Below are 15,461 nucleotides of genomic sequence, written 5' to 3'. Positions count from 1 at the left end.
CACCCAACCCACCCCGATGGGGCTCGAACTGCGTTGTGCAGGCACGCTTCATGCAACGCCGCCTCCGAGTAGAAGCGTTCAGCCCGGCCCGTTCCCCACAGCGCCGTTGCCCGGAAATTGCTCAGTTCGCACCGATGCACGGCGCAGATGCGCCGTGGCCGGTCGTTACCCCGAACCTGGAGCCACCGCCATGCAACGCCGCCGATTCCTCGCCACCTCCGCCACCACCCTCCTGTCCGCCACCCTGGCCGCGCCCGCCGTGCACGCCCAGGGCAAGGCCACCACACCGCTCAAGTTCACGCTCGACTTCCGCGTGACCAGCCAGACCGCGCCGTTCTTCCTGGCCGCCGCCAACGGCTACTACAAGGACGAGGGGCTGGACGTGGCCATCGACGTGGGCTCGGGCTCCGTGGCCTCGATCACGCGCGTGGCCAGCGGGGCCTACGACCTGGGGCTGGGCGACATCAGCGCGCTGGCGGAGTTCCACGCGCAGAACGCCGATGCGCCGGTACAGGCCATCTACCAGTACTACAACCGCGCGCCCTTCGTCATCATCGGCCGCAAGGACCGCGGCGTGACCACCGACTTCCAGTCGCTCAAGGGCAAGCGCGTGGCCGCCGCCGCCGTGGAATCCACGCGCCGCAGCTGGCCCATGGTGGCGCGCCAGCTCAACACCAGCCCCGACCTGTTCCAGTGGGTGACCACCGACTTCAGCGCGCGCGACAACGTGATGGTGCGCGGCGACGTGGACGCGGCCACCTACTTCCACGACTCGGCGGTATCCCTGTTCGCCCGCATGCCGCCACAGGACCTGGCCGTGCTCGAGTACGGCAAGACCGGGCTCAACCTCTACGGCAACGCCATCCTGGCCGGCCGGCTGCTGCAGGAGCGGCCCGACGTGGCGCGGGCCTTCCTGCGCGCCACGAACCGGGCGCTGCGCGAGACGCTCTCCAACCCCGACGCGGCGATGGCCGCCATCAAGGCGCGCGAGCCCATCCTGAACATGGACATGGAACGCGCCCGCTGGGCCATTACCCGGCAGTACCTCGCCACGCCCGAGACGCAGGCCATCGGTCTGGGCGGGGTGCAGGCGGACGTGCTGGCGCGGCAGATCGACGAGATCGCCACCACCTTCGGCCTGGCCCGCAAGCCGGCAGCCGAGCGCGTGTTCAACCCGGCGTTCCTGCCCCCTGCGGCCGACCGCAAGGTGCCGGCCTGACAGCGGAGACCGCCCGATGAACATGCCTGCCTCCCCCACTTGCGAACTGCCCGAGGAAGTCCCCCTCGCCCCGCGCGACGGCCTGTACCTGCGCCGCGCCATCGCCCTCGCCGACCAGGCCCGCGCGCGCGGCAACCGCCCGTTCGGCGCCGTCATCGTGGGTGCGGACGACCGCATCCTGGCCGAGGCCTGGAACGCCAACGGCGAGACCGGCGACTGCACGGCGCATGCCGAGACCTCGGCCGTGCGGCTGGCCAGCCCGCACCATCCGCGCGAGGCCTTCGCGCAGGCCACGCTGTATTCGTCCGGCGAGCCCTGCGTGATGTGCGCGGGCGCGATCTTCTGGGCCAACATCGGGCGCGTGGTGTACGGCATCGACGCCGTGCGGCTGCGCGCCTTTCGCGGCGAGCGGCTGGACCAGCGCGACGCCGAGCTGTCGTGCCGCGACGTGTTCGCGGCCTCGTCCCATGCCATCGAATGCATCGGCCCGGCGCTGATCGAGGAGTCCTCGGCCTCGCACCGGGGCGCGTGGAAAGCCTGAAGCCCATCCCCTGTGCCCGGTCGGCATCGAATCGGCCCGATGCCGGCGGATATCATGCCGGTCTAGCTCACGATTTGATAGCAACCGCATGACCTGGCACGCCCACCTGCAACTGGACTACCGCCGCGAGGCCGAGCGCACGGTGGCGCGCTTCGAACACGGCGGCCCGCTGCGCATCCTGCAAAGCCTGTACCCCGAAGGCGACGCGGTGTGCCACAACGTGCTGGTGCACCCGCCCGGCGGGTTGGTGGGGGGCGACACGCTGGACATCCGCACCACCGTCGCGGCCGGCGCGCACGGCCTGGTCACCACCCCCGGCGCCACGCGCTTTTACCGATCCACCGGTGCCCCTGCCTTGCAGCGCGCGCACGCCGTGCTGGCGCCCGGCGCGCGGCTCGAATGGCTGCCGCTCGAAGCCCTTTGCTACAACGCCTGCCAGGCCGAGAACCGGCTCACGCTGGAGGTGTCCCCGGGCGCCGAATGCCTGGGCTGGGACGTCACCGCGCTCGGGCTGCCCCACGCAGGTCAACCCTTCGAATCGGGCCGTTTCACCCAGCACATCGAGGTGCCGGGCGTGTGGCTGGAGCGCGGCCGCATCGACGCGGCGGACCGGCTGCTGCTCGACGGCCCGCTGGGCCTGGCGGGGCACCGCTGCATGGCGTCGGTCTTCTTCATCGCCGGCGAAGCCCTGACGCGCGAGCGGCGCGAAGGCGCGCTGGACGCCGCCCGCGCCGCCATCGACGGGCACCCGTTGGCCGCCACGGCCGGCGCCACCAGCCCCCATCCGAACGTGGTGGTGGTGCGGGTGCTCGCGCCCGTGGTGGAGCCCGCCATGGGCCTGCTGCAGGCCGTTTGGGCGGCGTGGCGCGCACAGTGCTGGGGCATGGCGGCGCAGCGGCCGCGCACCTGGTCGGTGTAGCGCGCCAGAGGGCGCGCGTTCAGCGTGCGGCGTGCGGCGTGCGATACGTCCCGACACCCGGCATTACAAAAACGCACGGGCCACGGCAGAGCCCCCTCCTAGAATCGGCCGGCCGCGCTGAACCGCCCGGGCGCCCTGCCCGTTGCGCATGCCCCTTTGCGCGGCGCCAACCCTTTCACCCTGCCATGTCCGATCCCTACGCCCTGGAGCGCAGCCGACCCCACGCCCCCGGATGCCTGCAATCGAAAATCGCACTGCAATTCGACGGAAAAGTCCTGCGCGGCACGGGCACGCAATCCGTCCTCGCGCTGCCCGCTGTTTCCGGCAAACCCAAGAACGGCCAATTCGACTACTCCACCGAATGGCAGAAGACCCGAAACGCCGGGCCCATCCCCGAAGGGGACTACTGGATCCAGCCGTCCGAGATGTGGGCCAACAACTGGCTCAAGAACCTGTACCGCTCGCCGCGCGCGGCCTGGGGCAATTTCCGGCTGACCATCCACCCCTATCCCGGCACAGAAACCTACGGGCGCGGCGGCTTCTTCATCCACGGCGGCTCGACGCCAGGCAGCGCCGGCTGCATCGACCTGACCGTGCACATCGACAAGTTCGTCGAAAAGCTCAAGAGCGAACTGGGAGGCCTTCCCGAATGCTACATACCGCTCACCGTCCGCTACCCGCCCCAATGAAGGCCCGAAGCACCACCGCGCTCCTGGCCTTGGCTCTGGCCCTGGCACCGGGGCTGGCCATGGCCGAAGTCAGCGACAAGACGCCGGCTCTCTGGCACATCTGGGCCGTGGCCCTGGGCGCCTCGGCCGTGTGCATGGCGGGCATGGCCTGGCGGCGGTGGCTGGGCGCGGCGCTGGCGGTGGTGCCCGCGCTGTGGTTCGCCGGGCTGCTGCTGGAGATCCACTCCACCGACGTCGGCCCCTACCTGTATGCCGAGCAGGGCTGGAGCTACTACCTGCAGGCGTACCTGGCGCTCGCGGTGTTCCTCGCCAGCCTGGTGCTCGGCCTGCGCCTGGGCGAGCGGCGGCGAAGGGCATCCGGCGCGGCGGCCGGGGCCCAGTCGCGGACTTGAAGAGGCCGCCGCCCCCAAGGCGGCCCTCTTCGCGTCAGAACGTGCCCGGAAACGCCCCGCCGTCGGCCAGGACGTTCTGCCCCGTCAGGTAGCCCGCCTGCACGCTGCACAGGAACGCGCAGATCGCCCCGAATTCCTGCGGCGTGCCGTAGCGGCCCGCCGGAATGGCCGCCTGGTGCGCGCGGCGGACATCGTCTTCGCTCTTGCCGGTCTTCTGGACGGTCGCCTGGATGTTGGCCGACAGGCGATCGGTGTCGAACTTGCCCGGCAGCAGGTTGTTGATCGTCACGCCCTTCGCCGCAATGGAACTGCGCGAGGCGCCCGCCACGAAGCCCGTGAGGCCGCTGCGCGCGCCGTTGGACAGGCCCAGGATGTCGATGGGCGCCTTCACCGCGCTCGACGTGATGTTGACGATGCGCCCGAAGCCCCGTGCCGCCATGCCGTCCACCGTGGCCTTGATCAGCTCGATCGGCGTGAGCATGTTGGCATCCACCGCCTTGATCCAGGCATCGCGGTCCCAGTCGCGGAAATCGCCCGGCGGCGGGCCGCCCGCGTTGGTGACCACGATGTCGAACGCCGCCCCGGGCCCGCCCGCCACCGACAGCGCGGCGGCCCGGCCCTCGGGCGTGGTGATGTCCGCCGCCACGGCCAGCACGATCGGCTGCGGGTGCTTGTGCGCCAGCGTGGCCGACTCGTTGGCCGCCGCGGCCAGCAACTGCGCCGCGGCCTGGTCCAGCGCCTCGGCGTTGCGGGCGTTGATCACCACGTTCACGCCCTCGCGCACCAGCGCCTCGGCGCAGCCATACCCCAATCCCTTGCTGGCGCCGCACACCAACGCCCATTTACCGGCAATACCCAGGTCCATAGTCTCCTTTCACGGCCGGTCGTCCGGCCCGTTGCGAATCACACCAAGAGGCACCGAAGGCGCCCTGCTTCCGGTGCGCCAGCGATCAAAGGACCATGATACGAAGCGCGACGCGCCAGCGCCGGGCAAGGGGAATGCGCGGCGCCAGGCACTGGCTCCGCAGGACGTCAGCCCGCGGGCTTGCGCGCCGCCATGCGGGTGAAGACGAAGATGCCCGTGAGCACCAGCGCCGTGCCCGACGCCACCCACAGCGTGAACGGCTCGTCCAGCAGCCACACCCCCATCAGGATCGTGGACAGGGGCCCCACCATGCCGGCCTGCGCGGCCAGGCCCGCGCCCACGCGCTCGATGGCCATCATCACCAGCAGCACCGGCACCGCCGTGCACAGCGTGGCGTTCAGCAACGACAGCCACAGCACCTCGGGCGCCACCACCGCCGCGCCCAGCGGCCGCAGCACCGCGAACTGCAGCAGGCAGCACACGCACGCCACCGTGGTCGCCAGGCCCACCAGGCGCAGCGAGCCGATGCGCTTGACCATCTCGCCGCTGTACACCAGATAGACCGCGTAGCTCACGGCCGACAGGAACACCAGCAGCACCCCCCAGGCCACGTACGCGCCCTGCAGGCCCGCCTCGTGCCCGAACACCAGCACCACGCCGCAGTAACTGATCGCCATGCCCAGCATCTGCCCCCAGCGGATGCTGCGGCGATACAGCACCCAGCCCAGCACCACCACCAAGGTCGGGTTGAGGTACAGGATCAGCCGCTCCAGGCTGGCGCTGATGTAGGCCAGCCCGGCGAAGTCGAGAAAGCTCGCCAGGTAGTAGCCCGTGAACCCCAGCCACGCCACGCCCGCCCAGTCGCGGCGCGTGAGCGGCGCCTTGCCCCGGCTGGCCCACCACGCCATGGCCGCGAAGATCGGCAGCGCGAACAGCATGCGGTACATGATGAGCGTGACCGCGTCCACGCCGTGGCGATAGGCCAGCTTGACGATGATGGCCTTGCCGCTGAAGGCGATGGCGCCGACCAGGGCGAGCGCCATGCCGGCCGCCACGCCGGCATTCGGCGCAGGCAAAGGCCCCGAGGGCTGCACTGGAACGGAAGCGGACGCATCGACGGCAGGGGCCGTGGAGCGCGCGGTATCGGGGGGTGTGGACTGCTGCATGGATTCGGCGGGTTGGGCAGCCCGGTGCGTTGGCCGGGTGCGCATTCATTCAGTGTCGCACGCAGGCGACGGCACAGCCATCGGCCCTGTGCGCGGCCCGCCCCGCGATCGGCGATACCGGCGAAGTCGCGGTGCTTTGCGGCGGCATTGCGGGCGGTGCGGGATGGCTCCGCGAAGCACCACGATCATTTGCTGAACGGTTACGCCCTGCAACCAATCCATACAGCGACGACCGGGGAATCAAGCCATTTCTTCGCCATAATCCGCCCCGTTCACGCAAGCCTCAGCGTGACTGAAAAACAAAGGGAGTCAGGGTCAATGGTCGATCTTCTGAAGGCGCCGCAGGAAGCCCTGCGGTCCGTGCTCGGGCGCAAGAATGCGCCGCAATATGCCACCCGCCTGTTCCAGTTGCGGGACATTCCATCGGTGATGCGCTCGCGCTTGGGGTGGCCGGTGGCGGCGGCGTTGATGGAGCGGTGGTTCAGCAGTGCGGCATACCAGATGACCCCGCAAGTCAAAGGCAGCGTGGCAGGTCAGCGTTTGAGTTATTTGCCCTCGACGCAACTTGACGAGAATACCGTCTCCATGGCGTGGGCTTTAAGCTTTGCGCGTGTGCAGGCTGCAATGGCCCGTTTGCAAGCGAAATGGGCGAGCCCGGCAGGAATTGCGCAATTGAAAGACCGTGTAAAACAGGAGAGTCGTGGACGCAGTCACCAATGCTGGCGTTTTGGCAACTTGGCCCAGCCCGCCAAAATACTCGAAGACACCTGTCAGGTGAATTACCTGGCTTTCGGCCAGTGGAGCGATCCCATGGATGACTTCTATGGTGCCATGGGCGAAGCGCAGATCAACGTGGCAGCGTCTGGAATGGTGACCCCTCAAGGCATGGGCAGAGCGACCATCGAAATCAATGAACTGGGCTTCTATCTGCGCGATGCCTACGATTTCAACGATGGCCAATCGTTCATTTCACAACCGCTGGGCTGCTGGGGCTTCAATGGCGTGGAATGTGGCGTTCGTACCCAGTGGAACGTGCCGCTTGGAGAAGTGCTGGTGGACGAATCCCCTGCTGCCGTTCAGGGCTACAAGTACGTCGTTCAAAACAAGGACTTTCGCGAGTGGCGGGCCAAGCACCAAAGGGGAGGCGACTTCATGGTGTTGTCGGACGTGCGCCGGGTGCAGCTGCCATTCCCGCAAAAAATTTCATGGTGACTGGACTGCCAATGGCTTGGAAATATCGAAAAAAATGGCTCTGGCTTTTGATCGTTCCGTTGGGTTGCGGTCTTTGGTACGGCTCCCAACCCAAACTGTTCCACAGTGCGATCAGCCCACGCAACGTCTATCGTTTGGAATACTACGAAGCCTCGTTACTGCAAAGCCTCATTCACCCTAATTTCAAGATGCCGTCATTCGTGCGTCTGTATCGGATCGCACCCGAAACGCTGCTCGGGGAAAGCGATGTAGTGGACCTCTGGATCAACGGCCAGTTGTATTGGTACCTCAACCCGCCCATGAACAAGGTGCGCGTAGGACGCGACGTGGTGTTCGAGAACATTCCGCCGGAGTGCGTTGACTGTCCGCCGCTGACCGATGCCGAAATCATGCCCTGAGAAGAAAAAATACCGGGTTCTTCTAAAACGGGCTGCTCTCGCGATTGCCTTGATCGTCGGGGGCTGGTACTTCGTTACTCCGACCTACGATCGAAGTCACTACAGCCCCCGCCGTGTGTACCGGTTGGACTACTACGAAGCCTCCTGTCTTCAACGTTTAACGCACATGGACATGCGTTATCCCCACGTGATTCGGCTTTATCGCGTAGAGCCGGGGACACTGTTGGGCACCAGCGATGTAGTGGACCTCTGGATCAACGGCCAGTTGTATTGGTACCTCAACCCGCCCATGTACAAGGTGCGTGTAGGGCGCGACGTGGTGTTCGAGAACATTCCGCCGGAGTGCGCTGACTGTCCACCGCTGACCGATGCCGAAATCATGCCCTGAGCCTCGCACCCTCCTCCCGACCGGCCCCAAAGAAAAACGGCACCCGAAGGTGCCGTCGTTCTCAATCGTGAGAGGGTACCCAGCCGGGACGTCAGTCCTCGACGAAGGCTTCCTCGCGCTTGTTTTTCACAGCTGGCAGCAGCACGGCAGCCAGCCAGCCAGCCAGCTTGACGATGATGGCCTTGCCGCTGAAGGCAATAGCGCCGACCAAGGCGAGCGCCATGCCGGCGGCCACGCCCGTGGCGGGTGCGGACGCAGGTAGGGGCGCAGAGTGCCCGGAACCGGCGTCGGCAAGCCGGTGGCCAAGGGAGCCGAAGGGGAAGGACCGGGGGTGGGGGAGCAATGCTGGCGACTGGGCAACTTGGCCCTTCCGGCAAAGGTTCTCGAAAATACCTGTCAGGTGAACTACCTGGTATTTGGCCGATGGAGTGATCCCATGGACGATTTCTGTGGGGCGATGGGTGAAGCGCAGATCAAAGTAGCCGCAACCGGGATCGTTACCCCATTAGGAAACGGCAAGGCTGTCGTGCAAATTGATGAACTGGGGTTCTATTTGCGCGATGCCTACGATTTCAATGATGGCAGGTCCTTTATTTCCCAGCCCCTCGGCTGCTGGGGCTTCAACGGGATGGAATGTGGCATCCGCACGCAGTTGAATGTGCCGATTGAAGAAGTCGCAGTGGATGAGCCCCCTGCATCGGTGCAAGGCTACAAATACATCGTGCAAAACCAAGACTTCCGCCGATGGCGGGACCGGCATCAAAGGGGTGGTGATTCATCCCTCCGGAATGCACGGACTGCCCGCCCTTGCCGGACTCTGCGGTGATGCCTTGACCATGCATGCCGTGGGTATCGTGCACCTCGGTGCTGACGACCTCACGCGACGCCGTTCCACATCGCCTTTCGCCGTGATCAGTGAACATCCGCAGCCTATTGAAGCTCTGCCCCTAGCGCCTTTTTTTTTGAATGAAGCACGCCATTCACCCACTTCTCGTTGTTGGGCGGGACAAAGCCTTCTGGTGGACAGCCAATCAGCTTGCCAGCATCCTGCCACTTCTTCATCTTCTGCTCGAACTGTTTAGGATAGTCCCTGGCACTGCATGCGATGTTGGCCCAGGGATCGCAGACATACACGTCTGGATGCCACTCCGTCATGTCCACAGGCAAGGGATTTGAAGCAGGCCCAATGATGGCGACTTCATGCAGTGCATCTCCTTCTTCATCTTCGCCAAGCGATAGACATTGGGCTTGGATATGTCGCTTTTGCAGATGATGTATGGCCAGATCCGTCAATTCTCCGCATTGGTGGGCTTTCCCCGCCATGGCGGCGGCGACGGGATCGTCCTGCTTCCGAATCCGTATGACTTCTTGCGTTGCCATTTTTTGACGGCGCAACTCGTCGTCTCCACCTTCTCCCTTTACTTTGTTGCCCGATTTCATATTGGGCTTGTAGTAGGTTTCACGCACAAATTTCAGGACATCGGTCACTACCGCCTGCCCTGGAGAAGGGAGCGATTGCCGTACCGGCTGTAGGGCTGCAACGCCGGTGCTGGATGTCCCAGGTCGATTGCGGCCCAACGCACCTAAGTGACTCAGGTGACTATTGCTCTGAATGCCAGAACGTCTGGATGATGGCTGATCACGTGGCGTTGGCAAGCTTGCGCCAGCTACTTCACGGCCCGGTCCGCTGGAGCGCCCACTTGGTTTGGAAGAGCTCACGCCCATGGTGTTTACCTCAGTGTTTCAATGGCCGGAAGCGTGGCGGCCAGCGCGACCTGCATGACATCACAGCCCGAAACAACCGCTCCCTGTGCGAAACCCAAAAATACAAATTACCAGATGCAAAACGCCATCAAGCGCCTTCAGTTCAACACCTTCACCTCCTCGGGAATCGACTGGTTCACCTGATAAGCAGATGGCGCGCCGGTAGCCGTTCGGTCGCCGCGTACCAGCGTGTCTTTCATCTCGCTGGCTAGCGAAACCCGGGCATGGGCTTGTATCCGTTTGTCAAACCGGATCAGGTCGCCTGGTCGTGCAACTCCATAGGCGCCCGAGACACCCAAGAAAAACGGCACCCGAAGGTGCCGTCGTTCTCAATCGTGAGAGGGTACCCAGCCGGGACGTCAGTCCTCGACGAAGGCTTCCTCGCGCTTGTTCTTCACGGCCGGCAGCAGCACGATGATGAGCAGCAGCACGGCGGCAGCCAGCAGGCCAGCGGAGATGGGGCGCGTGACGAACACGCTCCAGTCGCCGCGCGACAGCAGCAGGGCGCGGCGCAGGTTTTCTTCCATCATCGGGCCCAGGATGAACCCGAGCAGCAGCGGCGCGGGTTCGGTGCCCAGCTTGTGGAACAGGTAGCCGATGAAGCCGAAGATGCCGACCAGCCACACGTCGAACGTGTTGTTGTTCGTGCCGTATACACCCACCGCGCAGAACAGCACGATGGAGGGGAACAGCCAGCGGTAAGGCACGGTCAGCAGCTTGATCCACAGGCCGATCAGCGGCAGGTTCAGGATGATCAGCATCGCGTTGCCGAGCCACATCGAGGCGATCAGGCCCCAGAAGAGTTCGGGGTTGCTCGTCATCACCTGGGGGCCAGGCTGGATGTTGTGGATCGTCATGGCACCCACCATCAGCGCCATCACGGCGTTGGGCGGAATGCCCAGCGTCAGCAGCGGGATGAAGGAGGTCTGCGCGCCGGCGTTGTTGGCCGACTCGGGGGCCGCCACACCGCGGATGTTGCCCTTGCCGAAAGGAACTTCGCCGGGTTGCAGCTTGGTCTTCTTTTCGATGGTGTAGGCCGCGAAGGCCGCCAGCAGCGCGCCGCCGCCGGGCAGGATGCCCAGGGCCGAGCCGAGGGCCGTGCCGCGCAGCACGGCGGGGATCATGCGCTTGAAGTCTTCCTTGGTCGGCAGGAGGCCGTGCACCTTGGCGGTGAACACCTCGCGGTCGTCTTCGGGCTTGGACAGGTTGGCGATGATTTCGCCGTAGCCGAACACGCCCATGGCGATCACGACGAAGTTGATGCCGTCGGTCAGTTCAGGGATGTCGAAGCTGTAGCGGGCGACGCCCGAGTTCACGTCGGTGCCAACCAGGCCCAGCAGCAGGCCCAGCACGATCATGGCGACCGCCTTGAGCAGCGAGCCCGAGGCCAGCACCACGGCGCCGATCAGGCCCAGCACCATCAGCGAGAAGTATTCGGCGGGGCCGAACTTGAAGGCGACTTCGGTCAGCGGCGGCGCGAAGGCGGCCAGGATCAGCGTGCCCACGCAGCCGGCGAAGAACGAGCCCAGGCCGGCGGCTGCCAGCGCGGGACCCGCACGGCCTTTGCGCGCCATCTGGTAGCCGTCGATCACGGTCACCACCGAGGACGATTCGCCCGGCAGGTTCACCAGGATGGCCGTGGTCGATCCGCCGTATTGCGCGCCGTAGTAGATGCCGGCCAGCATGATCAGCGCGGCCACCGGGGGCAGCGCATACGTGGCGGGCAGCAGCATGGCGATGGTGGCCACGGGCCCGATGCCCGGCAGCACGCCGATCAGCGTGCCCAGCAGGCAGCCGACGAAGCAGTAGATGAGGTTCTGAAACGTGAAGGCGACGCCGAAGCCGGTCGCCAGGTTGTCAAACAATTCCATGGTCTTCGATGCTCCTGCTCAACCCGAAATGAAACTGGGCCACACAGGGAACTGCAGCTTCAGCGCCCACACGAAAGCCACGTAGCTGCCCACCGCGAGGACGGTGGCCAGAATAAACACTTCCTTGGCGTTGAAGGTGTCGCCGGCCAGGCCGGCGATGAACACCAGCGCATAGATCGCGACGATCAGCCCCATGGCCGGCACGCCGAACGAGGGCAGCCCCGCCAGCAGCACGCCGAACGCGAAGTTCGAGGCCAGGATGAAGAACAGCTGCTTCCACGCCCACTTGCCGACCTTGTCGCCATCCACGCTCTCCACCACCGTGGCGTAGAACGTGATCGCCACGCCAAGAATGGCGAGCAGGATGCCCAGGATCAGGGGGAAGTAGCCGGGGCCCATGCGGGCGCCGTTGCCGATGTTGTAGTTGGAGGCACCGACCGCGAAGGCCACGCCCACACCCATGAACATGAGGCCCGAAAAGAAATCTTTCTGGCTCTTGATTTTCACGAAAACGTCTCCTTACAAGAACTTGACGGGCGATTGTGCAGTCCGGTCCACTCGGGATCGATGTGGATTCCACCTATCCAGCGCCTAGGGAAAACCGCAGGGTGGCGCCTCGGAAAAAGCCGCGCCGGAGCACTACGGCAGAGCGTCCGCAGGCGGTGGATGAAGGGCCCGGCACGGCTCGGACAACACGCGCGCAGCCGCCCCCCCGGAGCGCCGCGCGCGGCGACACGGCCTACTCCATCGGCGGCGTGGCCGCCATCACTTCTTCCAGCGTGGTGATGCCTTCGGCCACGCGCAGCGCGCCGGCCAGGCGCAGCGGGCGCATGCCATCCTGCACAGCCTGGCGGCGCAGCACGTCGATGGAGGGCGCCTGGTTGATGCGGTCCTTGAGCGCCTCGCTCACGGTGAGCAGCTCGTACAGGCCCATGCGGCCATGGAAGCCCGTCATGCGGCAGTCCACGCAGCCCACGGGCTTGTACGGGTGGTACCCGCCATTGAGCTTCCACGGCTTGACCACGGCGGCCAGCGCCTCGGCCGAGGCCGCCTCGTCCTTTTGCTTGCACTGCTTGCACAGCGTGCGCACCAGCCGCTGCGCCAGGATGCCCAGCAGCGTGGCGTTGATGAGGTAGGGTGGCACGCCCAGCTCCATGAGCCGCGTGACGGCGCTGGGCGCATCGTTGGTGTGCAGCGTGCTGAACACGAGGTGGCCGGTGAGCGCGGCCTGCACGGCCATGTCGGCGGTGGCGAGGTCGCGGATCTCGCCCACCATGATGATGTCCGGGTCCTGCCGCATCAGCGCGCGCAGGCCTTCGGCGAAGTTGAAGTCGAGCTGCGGCTGCACCTGGGTCTGGTTGAAGCTGGGCTCGATCATTTCGATCGGGTCTTCCACCGTGCTCACGTTGACCTCTTCGGTCGCCACGCGCTTGAGCGTGGAGTACAGCGTGGTGGTCTTGCCCGAGCCCGTGGGCCCGGTCACCAGGATGATGCCGTGCGGGCGCTTGACCAGCGCCTCCCAGCGCGTGGCATCGTGCTGCGCGAAGCCCAGCGCGTCCAGGTCCTTGACGGCGTTGTCGGGGTCGAAGATGCGCATCACCATCTTCTCGCCGAAGGCCGTGGGCAGCGTGGACAGGCGCATTTCCACCTCGTCGCCGCGCGGGTTGCGGGTCTTGATGCGGCCGTCCTGCGGGCGGCGCTTTTCCACCACGTCCATGCGCCCGAGCAGCTTCACGCGCGAGACCATCGCGTTGAGCACGCCCATGGGCATCTGGTAGACCGGGTGCAGCACGCCGTCGATGCGAAAGCGGATCACGCCCTGCTCGCGGCGCGGCTCCAGGTGGATGTCGCTCGCGCGCTGGTCGAAGGCGTACTGCCACAGCCAGTCCACCACCTTGACCACACCCTGGTCGTTGGCATCGAGCTGCTTGTTGCTCTTGCCCAGTTCCACTAGTTGCTCGAAGCTGCTGCCCGCCGAGGCCCCGCCGGCCTTCTGCGCGGCGCGCACCGACTTGGCCAGCGCGAAGAACTCGGCGGTGAAGCGCTGGATGTCCTGCGGGTTGGCGACCACGCGGCGCACCGAGCGGCGCGCCTGGCGCTCCACCTCGGCCACCCAGTCGTCGATGAAGGGTTCGGCCGTGGCGATCACCACCTCCTTGGGCGTGACCTGCACGGGCAGCACCTTGTGGCGCTCGGCGTAGCTGGCGCTCATGGTGTCGGCCACGCGGCCCACGTCCACCTTGAGCGGGTCGATGCGCAGGTAGGCCAGGCCGCTGCGCTGCGCCAGGTACTGCGTGAGCGCCTCGGCATCGAGCGGGCGGCCATCGCTCGCGCGGGCCATGGCCACGTTGGCCAGGCGCACCAGCGGGTGCTGGCGGCTTTCGGCCTGCGAGCAGCGGGCGATGGTGCGGGCGGCCTCCTCGGCCGAGATCACGCCATCGGCCCGCAGCCAGTCCACCAGCCGGCGCCACTCCAGCGGCCCGGTATAGGCAGGGGGCTTCCTCGGGGTGTCGGTGGGGGTGGCGGTGCTCATGGGCGGGCCTCGTTCAAAGGAGAGGAAGGGCGAGCGCAGCGGTGCGGCGGCTGCAGCAGCACGCACCACGGCGGAAGGCCGAAGCGGCCCGCGTCATGCGGCCACCGGCTTGAAAACGCGCGCCCACTTGGTGGCCGGCAGGTCCCAGCGGGCCTGCACGGCCTCGGCGCGCGCGAGCAGGTCGGCGCGCTTGGGCCGCGTGGGCGTGCGCTGCGCCAGCACCACGGTGTTGCCTTCGCGCGTGGGCTTGAAGGCCCACAGCGCGTCGGCGCCGAAGGCCTCGGCCATCTTGCCCAGGCTGCGCTCGTAGCTGGAGGCGCGGCCGAACAGGTTGACGGTCATGGCGCCGTCCTCGGACAGCAGCGCCCGGCAGTCGGCATAGAAGGCGGCGCTGTCGAGCACGGGCGCGGCGGCGTCGTGGTCGTACAGGTCCACCTGCAGGGCATCCACCGTGCCCAGCCACATCGGGTCGCGGATCTCCGCGGCGGCATCGCCCAGGATCACGCGCAGCTTGGGGCCGTCGGGCGGCAGCTTGAACCAGGCGCGGCACACGGCCAGCACCTGAGGGTTGAGCTCGATGGCGGTGGCGCACATGCGCAGTTTCTTGTGGCAGAACTTGGTGAGGGCGCCGGCCCCCAGGCCCAGCTGCATTGCGTGGCGCTTGGTGACGCTGGCGGGCTCGACGAAGAGCAGCCAGGCCATCATGCGCTGCACGTATTCCAGCTCGAGCTCGAACGGCTCGGCCACGCGCATGGAGCCCTGGATCCACGGCGTGCCCAGGTGCAGGTGGCGCACCTCGCCATCGTCGGAGACGCTCACCTCGGGCAGGGCTTCGCTGTCGTTTTTCTTGCGGGTCAAATCGTCACACCAATCCATAAGGGGCCAGGGCGGCAGCCCAGGCGTTAAGTTTCTTGTCAAAGCTCCACGAGGCGTTGGCCGGGCTGGTGGAAGGCAGCCGCAGGGACTGCACGCCGCCCTCCCGCAGCGCGGGCGGCAGCCCCAGGTGGGCGCGCACGGCCTTGGCGTGCCGGAAGCTCTCCCCGCCATTGTGGGCGATGGCGGCCAGGCGGGGGCACTGCGCCCGCAGCGCCCGGAAATCGTTCACCACGGCGTTGCGGATGTCGGTGTCCAGGCTGCCCTCGCGCTCGCAGGCGGCGTACACGTCCCACAGGCCCAGGCCCCGGTCCAGCAGCCAGGCGCAGCGACCGGCGTAGTCGTCCCGCCCGGGCAGCACGGGTTGCGGCCATAGCGCCTGCAGGATGCGCCAGAAGTGGTTCTGCGGGTGCCCGTAGTACTGCCCTGCCCGCAGCGAGGCCGCGCCAGGAAAGCTGCCGAGCACCAGCACCACGGTGCGCGGCGAGACGACCGGCGCCAGCCCGACCAGGCGCGGGGCTGCCGGCACCGGATCGGAAGGCGGGGGGAACCAGGGCTCAGGCGGATCGGAGGCGGAATCCATGGCGGCCATCATCGGGGGGCATTGGGGAGAAAAAGAGGGGAACGGGGA

Annotated in this window: 18 protein-coding genes; 9 read left to right on the top strand and 9 right to left on the bottom strand. The window is 66.6% G+C overall.

Annotated elements, in window-relative coordinates:
• Positions 1 to 190: 190 nt before the first annotated feature.
• The 5 genes from AVMA1855_RS13965 to AVMA1855_RS13945 all read left to right on the top strand — a co-directional run bounded on the left by AVMA1855_RS13965 (position 191) and on the right by AVMA1855_RS13945 (position 3,760).
• Complete coding sequence (locus AVMA1855_RS13965) at positions 191 to 1,219, top strand: ABC transporter substrate-binding protein (RefSeq protein ID WP_284426158.1); 1,029 nt, start codon at positions 191 to 193, stop codon at positions 1,217 to 1,219.
• 16 nt (positions 1,220 to 1,235) lie between these two features.
• A complete protein-coding gene (locus AVMA1855_RS13960) occupies positions 1,236 to 1,760 on the top strand; it encodes a nucleoside deaminase (protein ID WP_284411065.1) in 525 nt (174 codons plus the stop codon).
• Between the two features lie 88 nt (positions 1,761 to 1,848).
• Positions 1,849 to 2,679, top strand: a complete 831-nt coding sequence (locus AVMA1855_RS13955) for an urease accessory protein UreD (RefSeq protein WP_284426157.1) — start codon at positions 1,849 to 1,851, stop codon at positions 2,677 to 2,679.
• A gap of 185 nt (positions 2,680 to 2,864) precedes the next feature.
• Positions 2,865 to 3,368 (top strand): tlde1 domain-containing protein, encoded by a 504-nt coding sequence (locus AVMA1855_RS13950; protein ID WP_284426156.1) that lies wholly within the window; start codon positions 2,865 to 2,867, stop codon positions 3,366 to 3,368.
• The gene (locus AVMA1855_RS13945; RefSeq protein ID WP_284426155.1) at positions 3,365 to 3,760 is read left to right on the top strand and encodes a hypothetical protein; all 396 of its coding nucleotides are present in this window, start codon (positions 3,365 to 3,367) and stop codon (positions 3,758 to 3,760) included. Before AVMA1855_RS13950 ends, AVMA1855_RS13945 begins: the two co-directional genes overlap by 4 nt.
• Positions 3,761 to 3,794: 34 nt before the next feature.
• Here the strand turns inward: AVMA1855_RS13945 and AVMA1855_RS13940 are convergent, their stop codons facing one another.
• Both AVMA1855_RS13940 and AVMA1855_RS13935 read right to left on the bottom strand, forming a co-directional pair.
• Positions 3,795 to 4,625 carry an SDR family oxidoreductase gene (locus tag AVMA1855_RS13940; RefSeq protein ID WP_284426154.1) on the bottom strand — a complete coding sequence of 277 codons (831 nt, stop codon included), beginning with the start codon at positions 4,623 to 4,625 and terminating at the stop codon, positions 3,795 to 3,797.
• Positions 4,626 to 4,792: 167 nt separating this feature from the next.
• A complete protein-coding gene (locus AVMA1855_RS13935; protein WP_272569612.1) occupies positions 4,793 to 5,668 on the bottom strand; it encodes a DMT family transporter in 876 nt (291 codons plus the stop codon).
• 441 nt (positions 5,669 to 6,109) lie between these two features.
• Here AVMA1855_RS13935 and AVMA1855_RS13930 point away from each other — a divergent pair, with 441 nt between their 5' ends.
• From AVMA1855_RS13930 to AVMA1855_RS13920, 3 genes are read left to right on the top strand one after another with little or no spacing between them, the layout of a single operon-like run.
• Positions 6,110 to 7,003 (top strand): DUF6402 family protein, encoded by an 894-nt coding sequence (locus AVMA1855_RS13930; protein ID WP_284426153.1) that lies wholly within the window; start codon positions 6,110 to 6,112, stop codon positions 7,001 to 7,003.
• 11 nt (positions 7,004 to 7,014) lie between these two features.
• The gene (locus tag AVMA1855_RS13925) at positions 7,015 to 7,401 is read left to right on the top strand and encodes a hypothetical protein (RefSeq protein WP_284396840.1); all 387 of its coding nucleotides are present in this window, start codon (positions 7,015 to 7,017) and stop codon (positions 7,399 to 7,401) included.
• Entirely contained in the window at positions 7,382 to 7,789 is a 408-nt protein-coding gene (locus AVMA1855_RS13920) for a hypothetical protein (RefSeq protein ID WP_284426152.1), read from the top strand. Before AVMA1855_RS13925 ends, AVMA1855_RS13920 begins: the two co-directional genes overlap by 20 nt.
• A 91-nt stretch (positions 7,790 to 7,880) precedes the next feature.
• On the opposite strand, the gene AVMA1855_RS13915 is transcribed toward AVMA1855_RS13920, so the two are convergent.
• Positions 7,881 to 8,012, bottom strand: coding sequence for a hypothetical protein (locus tag AVMA1855_RS13915; RefSeq protein WP_284426151.1), 132 nt, complete (start codon positions 8,010 to 8,012; stop codon positions 7,881 to 7,883).
• A 48-nt stretch (positions 8,013 to 8,060) separates the two neighbouring features.
• Between AVMA1855_RS13915 and AVMA1855_RS13910 the strand changes: the two genes are divergently transcribed.
• Positions 8,061 to 8,615 (top strand): DUF6402 family protein, encoded by a 555-nt coding sequence (locus AVMA1855_RS13910; RefSeq protein WP_349817111.1) that lies wholly within the window; start codon positions 8,061 to 8,063, stop codon positions 8,613 to 8,615.
• A 104-nt stretch (positions 8,616 to 8,719) separates the two neighbouring features.
• Here AVMA1855_RS13910 and AVMA1855_RS13905 read toward each other — a convergent pair whose 3' ends face one another.
• From AVMA1855_RS13905 to AVMA1855_RS13880, 6 genes are all read right to left on the bottom strand, one after another.
• On the bottom strand, positions 8,720 to 9,277 hold the full coding sequence (locus tag AVMA1855_RS13905) for a hypothetical protein (RefSeq protein ID WP_284426150.1): 558 nt from the start codon (positions 9,275 to 9,277) through the stop codon (positions 8,720 to 8,722).
• A gap of 635 nt (positions 9,278 to 9,912) precedes the next feature.
• Entirely contained in the window at positions 9,913 to 11,424 is a 1,512-nt protein-coding gene (locus AVMA1855_RS13900) for a tripartite tricarboxylate transporter permease (protein ID WP_284426149.1), read from the bottom strand.
• An 18-nt stretch (positions 11,425 to 11,442) separates the two neighbouring features.
• Positions 11,443 to 11,931 (bottom strand): tripartite tricarboxylate transporter TctB family protein, encoded by a 489-nt coding sequence (locus tag AVMA1855_RS13895; RefSeq protein ID WP_284426148.1) that lies wholly within the window; start codon positions 11,929 to 11,931, stop codon positions 11,443 to 11,445.
• A 232-nt stretch (positions 11,932 to 12,163) separates the two neighbouring features.
• Entirely contained in the window at positions 12,164 to 13,957 is a 1,794-nt protein-coding gene (gene tfpB / locus AVMA1855_RS13890; RefSeq protein ID WP_284426147.1) for a type IV pilus assembly ATPase TfpB, read from the bottom strand.
• 93 nt (positions 13,958 to 14,050) lie between these two features.
• Positions 14,051 to 14,833, bottom strand: a complete 783-nt coding sequence (locus tag AVMA1855_RS13885) for a class I SAM-dependent methyltransferase (RefSeq protein ID WP_372588158.1) — start codon at positions 14,831 to 14,833, stop codon at positions 14,051 to 14,053.
• A complete protein-coding gene (locus AVMA1855_RS13880) occupies positions 14,820 to 15,413 on the bottom strand; it encodes a DNA-deoxyinosine glycosylase (RefSeq protein ID WP_284426146.1) in 594 nt (197 codons plus the stop codon). Before AVMA1855_RS13880 ends, AVMA1855_RS13885 begins: the two co-directional genes overlap by 14 nt.
• Positions 15,414 to 15,461 lie beyond the last annotated feature (48 nt).

Source organism: Acidovorax sp. SUPP1855 (genome assembly GCF_030158955.1).
GTDB lineage: Bacteria > Pseudomonadota > Gammaproteobacteria > Burkholderiales > Burkholderiaceae_C > Paracidovorax.
Note: the sequence above shows the minus strand (reverse complement) of the source record. Positions and strands in the feature narration are given on the sequence as shown.

What these genes read in the sequence shown, in the direction of transcription:
- AVMA1855_RS13945 (WP_284426155.1), top strand. Translation starts at nt 3,365, where the DNA reads ATGAAGGCCCGAAGCACCACCGCGCTCCTGGCCTTGGCTCTGGCCCTG.
- AVMA1855_RS13920 (WP_284426152.1), top strand. Translation starts at nt 7,382, where the DNA reads ATGCCGAAATCATGCCCTGAGAAGAAAAAATACCGGGTTCTTCTAAAA.
- AVMA1855_RS13955 (WP_284426157.1), top strand. Translation starts at nt 1,849, where the DNA reads ATGACCTGGCACGCCCACCTGCAACTGGACTACCGCCGCGAGGCCGAG.
- AVMA1855_RS13930 (WP_284426153.1), top strand. Translation starts at nt 6,110, where the DNA reads ATGGTCGATCTTCTGAAGGCGCCGCAGGAAGCCCTGCGGTCCGTGCTC.
- AVMA1855_RS13950 (WP_284426156.1), top strand. Translation starts at nt 2,865, where the DNA reads ATGTCCGATCCCTACGCCCTGGAGCGCAGCCGACCCCACGCCCCCGGA.
- AVMA1855_RS13900 (WP_284426149.1), bottom strand. Translation starts at nt 11,424, where the DNA reads ATGGAATTGTTTGACAACCTGGCGACCGGCTTCGGCGTCGCCTTCACG.
- AVMA1855_RS13885 (WP_372588158.1), bottom strand. Translation starts at nt 14,833, where the DNA reads ATGGATTGGTGTGACGATTTGACCCGCAAGAAAAACGACAGCGAAGCC.
- tfpB (WP_284426147.1), bottom strand. Translation starts at nt 13,957, where the DNA reads ATGAGCACCGCCACCCCCACCGACACCCCGAGGAAGCCCCCTGCCTAT.
- AVMA1855_RS13965 (WP_284426158.1), top strand. Translation starts at nt 191, where the DNA reads ATGCAACGCCGCCGATTCCTCGCCACCTCCGCCACCACCCTCCTGTCC.
- AVMA1855_RS13935 (WP_272569612.1), bottom strand. Translation starts at nt 5,668, where the DNA reads ATGGCGCTCGCCCTGGTCGGCGCCATCGCCTTCAGCGGCAAGGCCATC.
- AVMA1855_RS13880 (WP_284426146.1), bottom strand. Translation starts at nt 15,413, where the DNA reads ATGGATTCCGCCTCCGATCCGCCTGAGCCCTGGTTCCCCCCGCCTTCC.
- AVMA1855_RS13925 (WP_284396840.1), top strand. Translation starts at nt 7,015, where the DNA reads ATGGCTTGGAAATATCGAAAAAAATGGCTCTGGCTTTTGATCGTTCCG.
- AVMA1855_RS13940 (WP_284426154.1), bottom strand. Translation starts at nt 4,625, where the DNA reads ATGGACCTGGGTATTGCCGGTAAATGGGCGTTGGTGTGCGGCGCCAGC.
- AVMA1855_RS13960 (WP_284411065.1), top strand. Translation starts at nt 1,236, where the DNA reads ATGAACATGCCTGCCTCCCCCACTTGCGAACTGCCCGAGGAAGTCCCC.
- AVMA1855_RS13915 (WP_284426151.1), bottom strand. Translation starts at nt 8,012, where the DNA reads ATGGCGCTCGCCTTGGTCGGCGCTATTGCCTTCAGCGGCAAGGCCATC.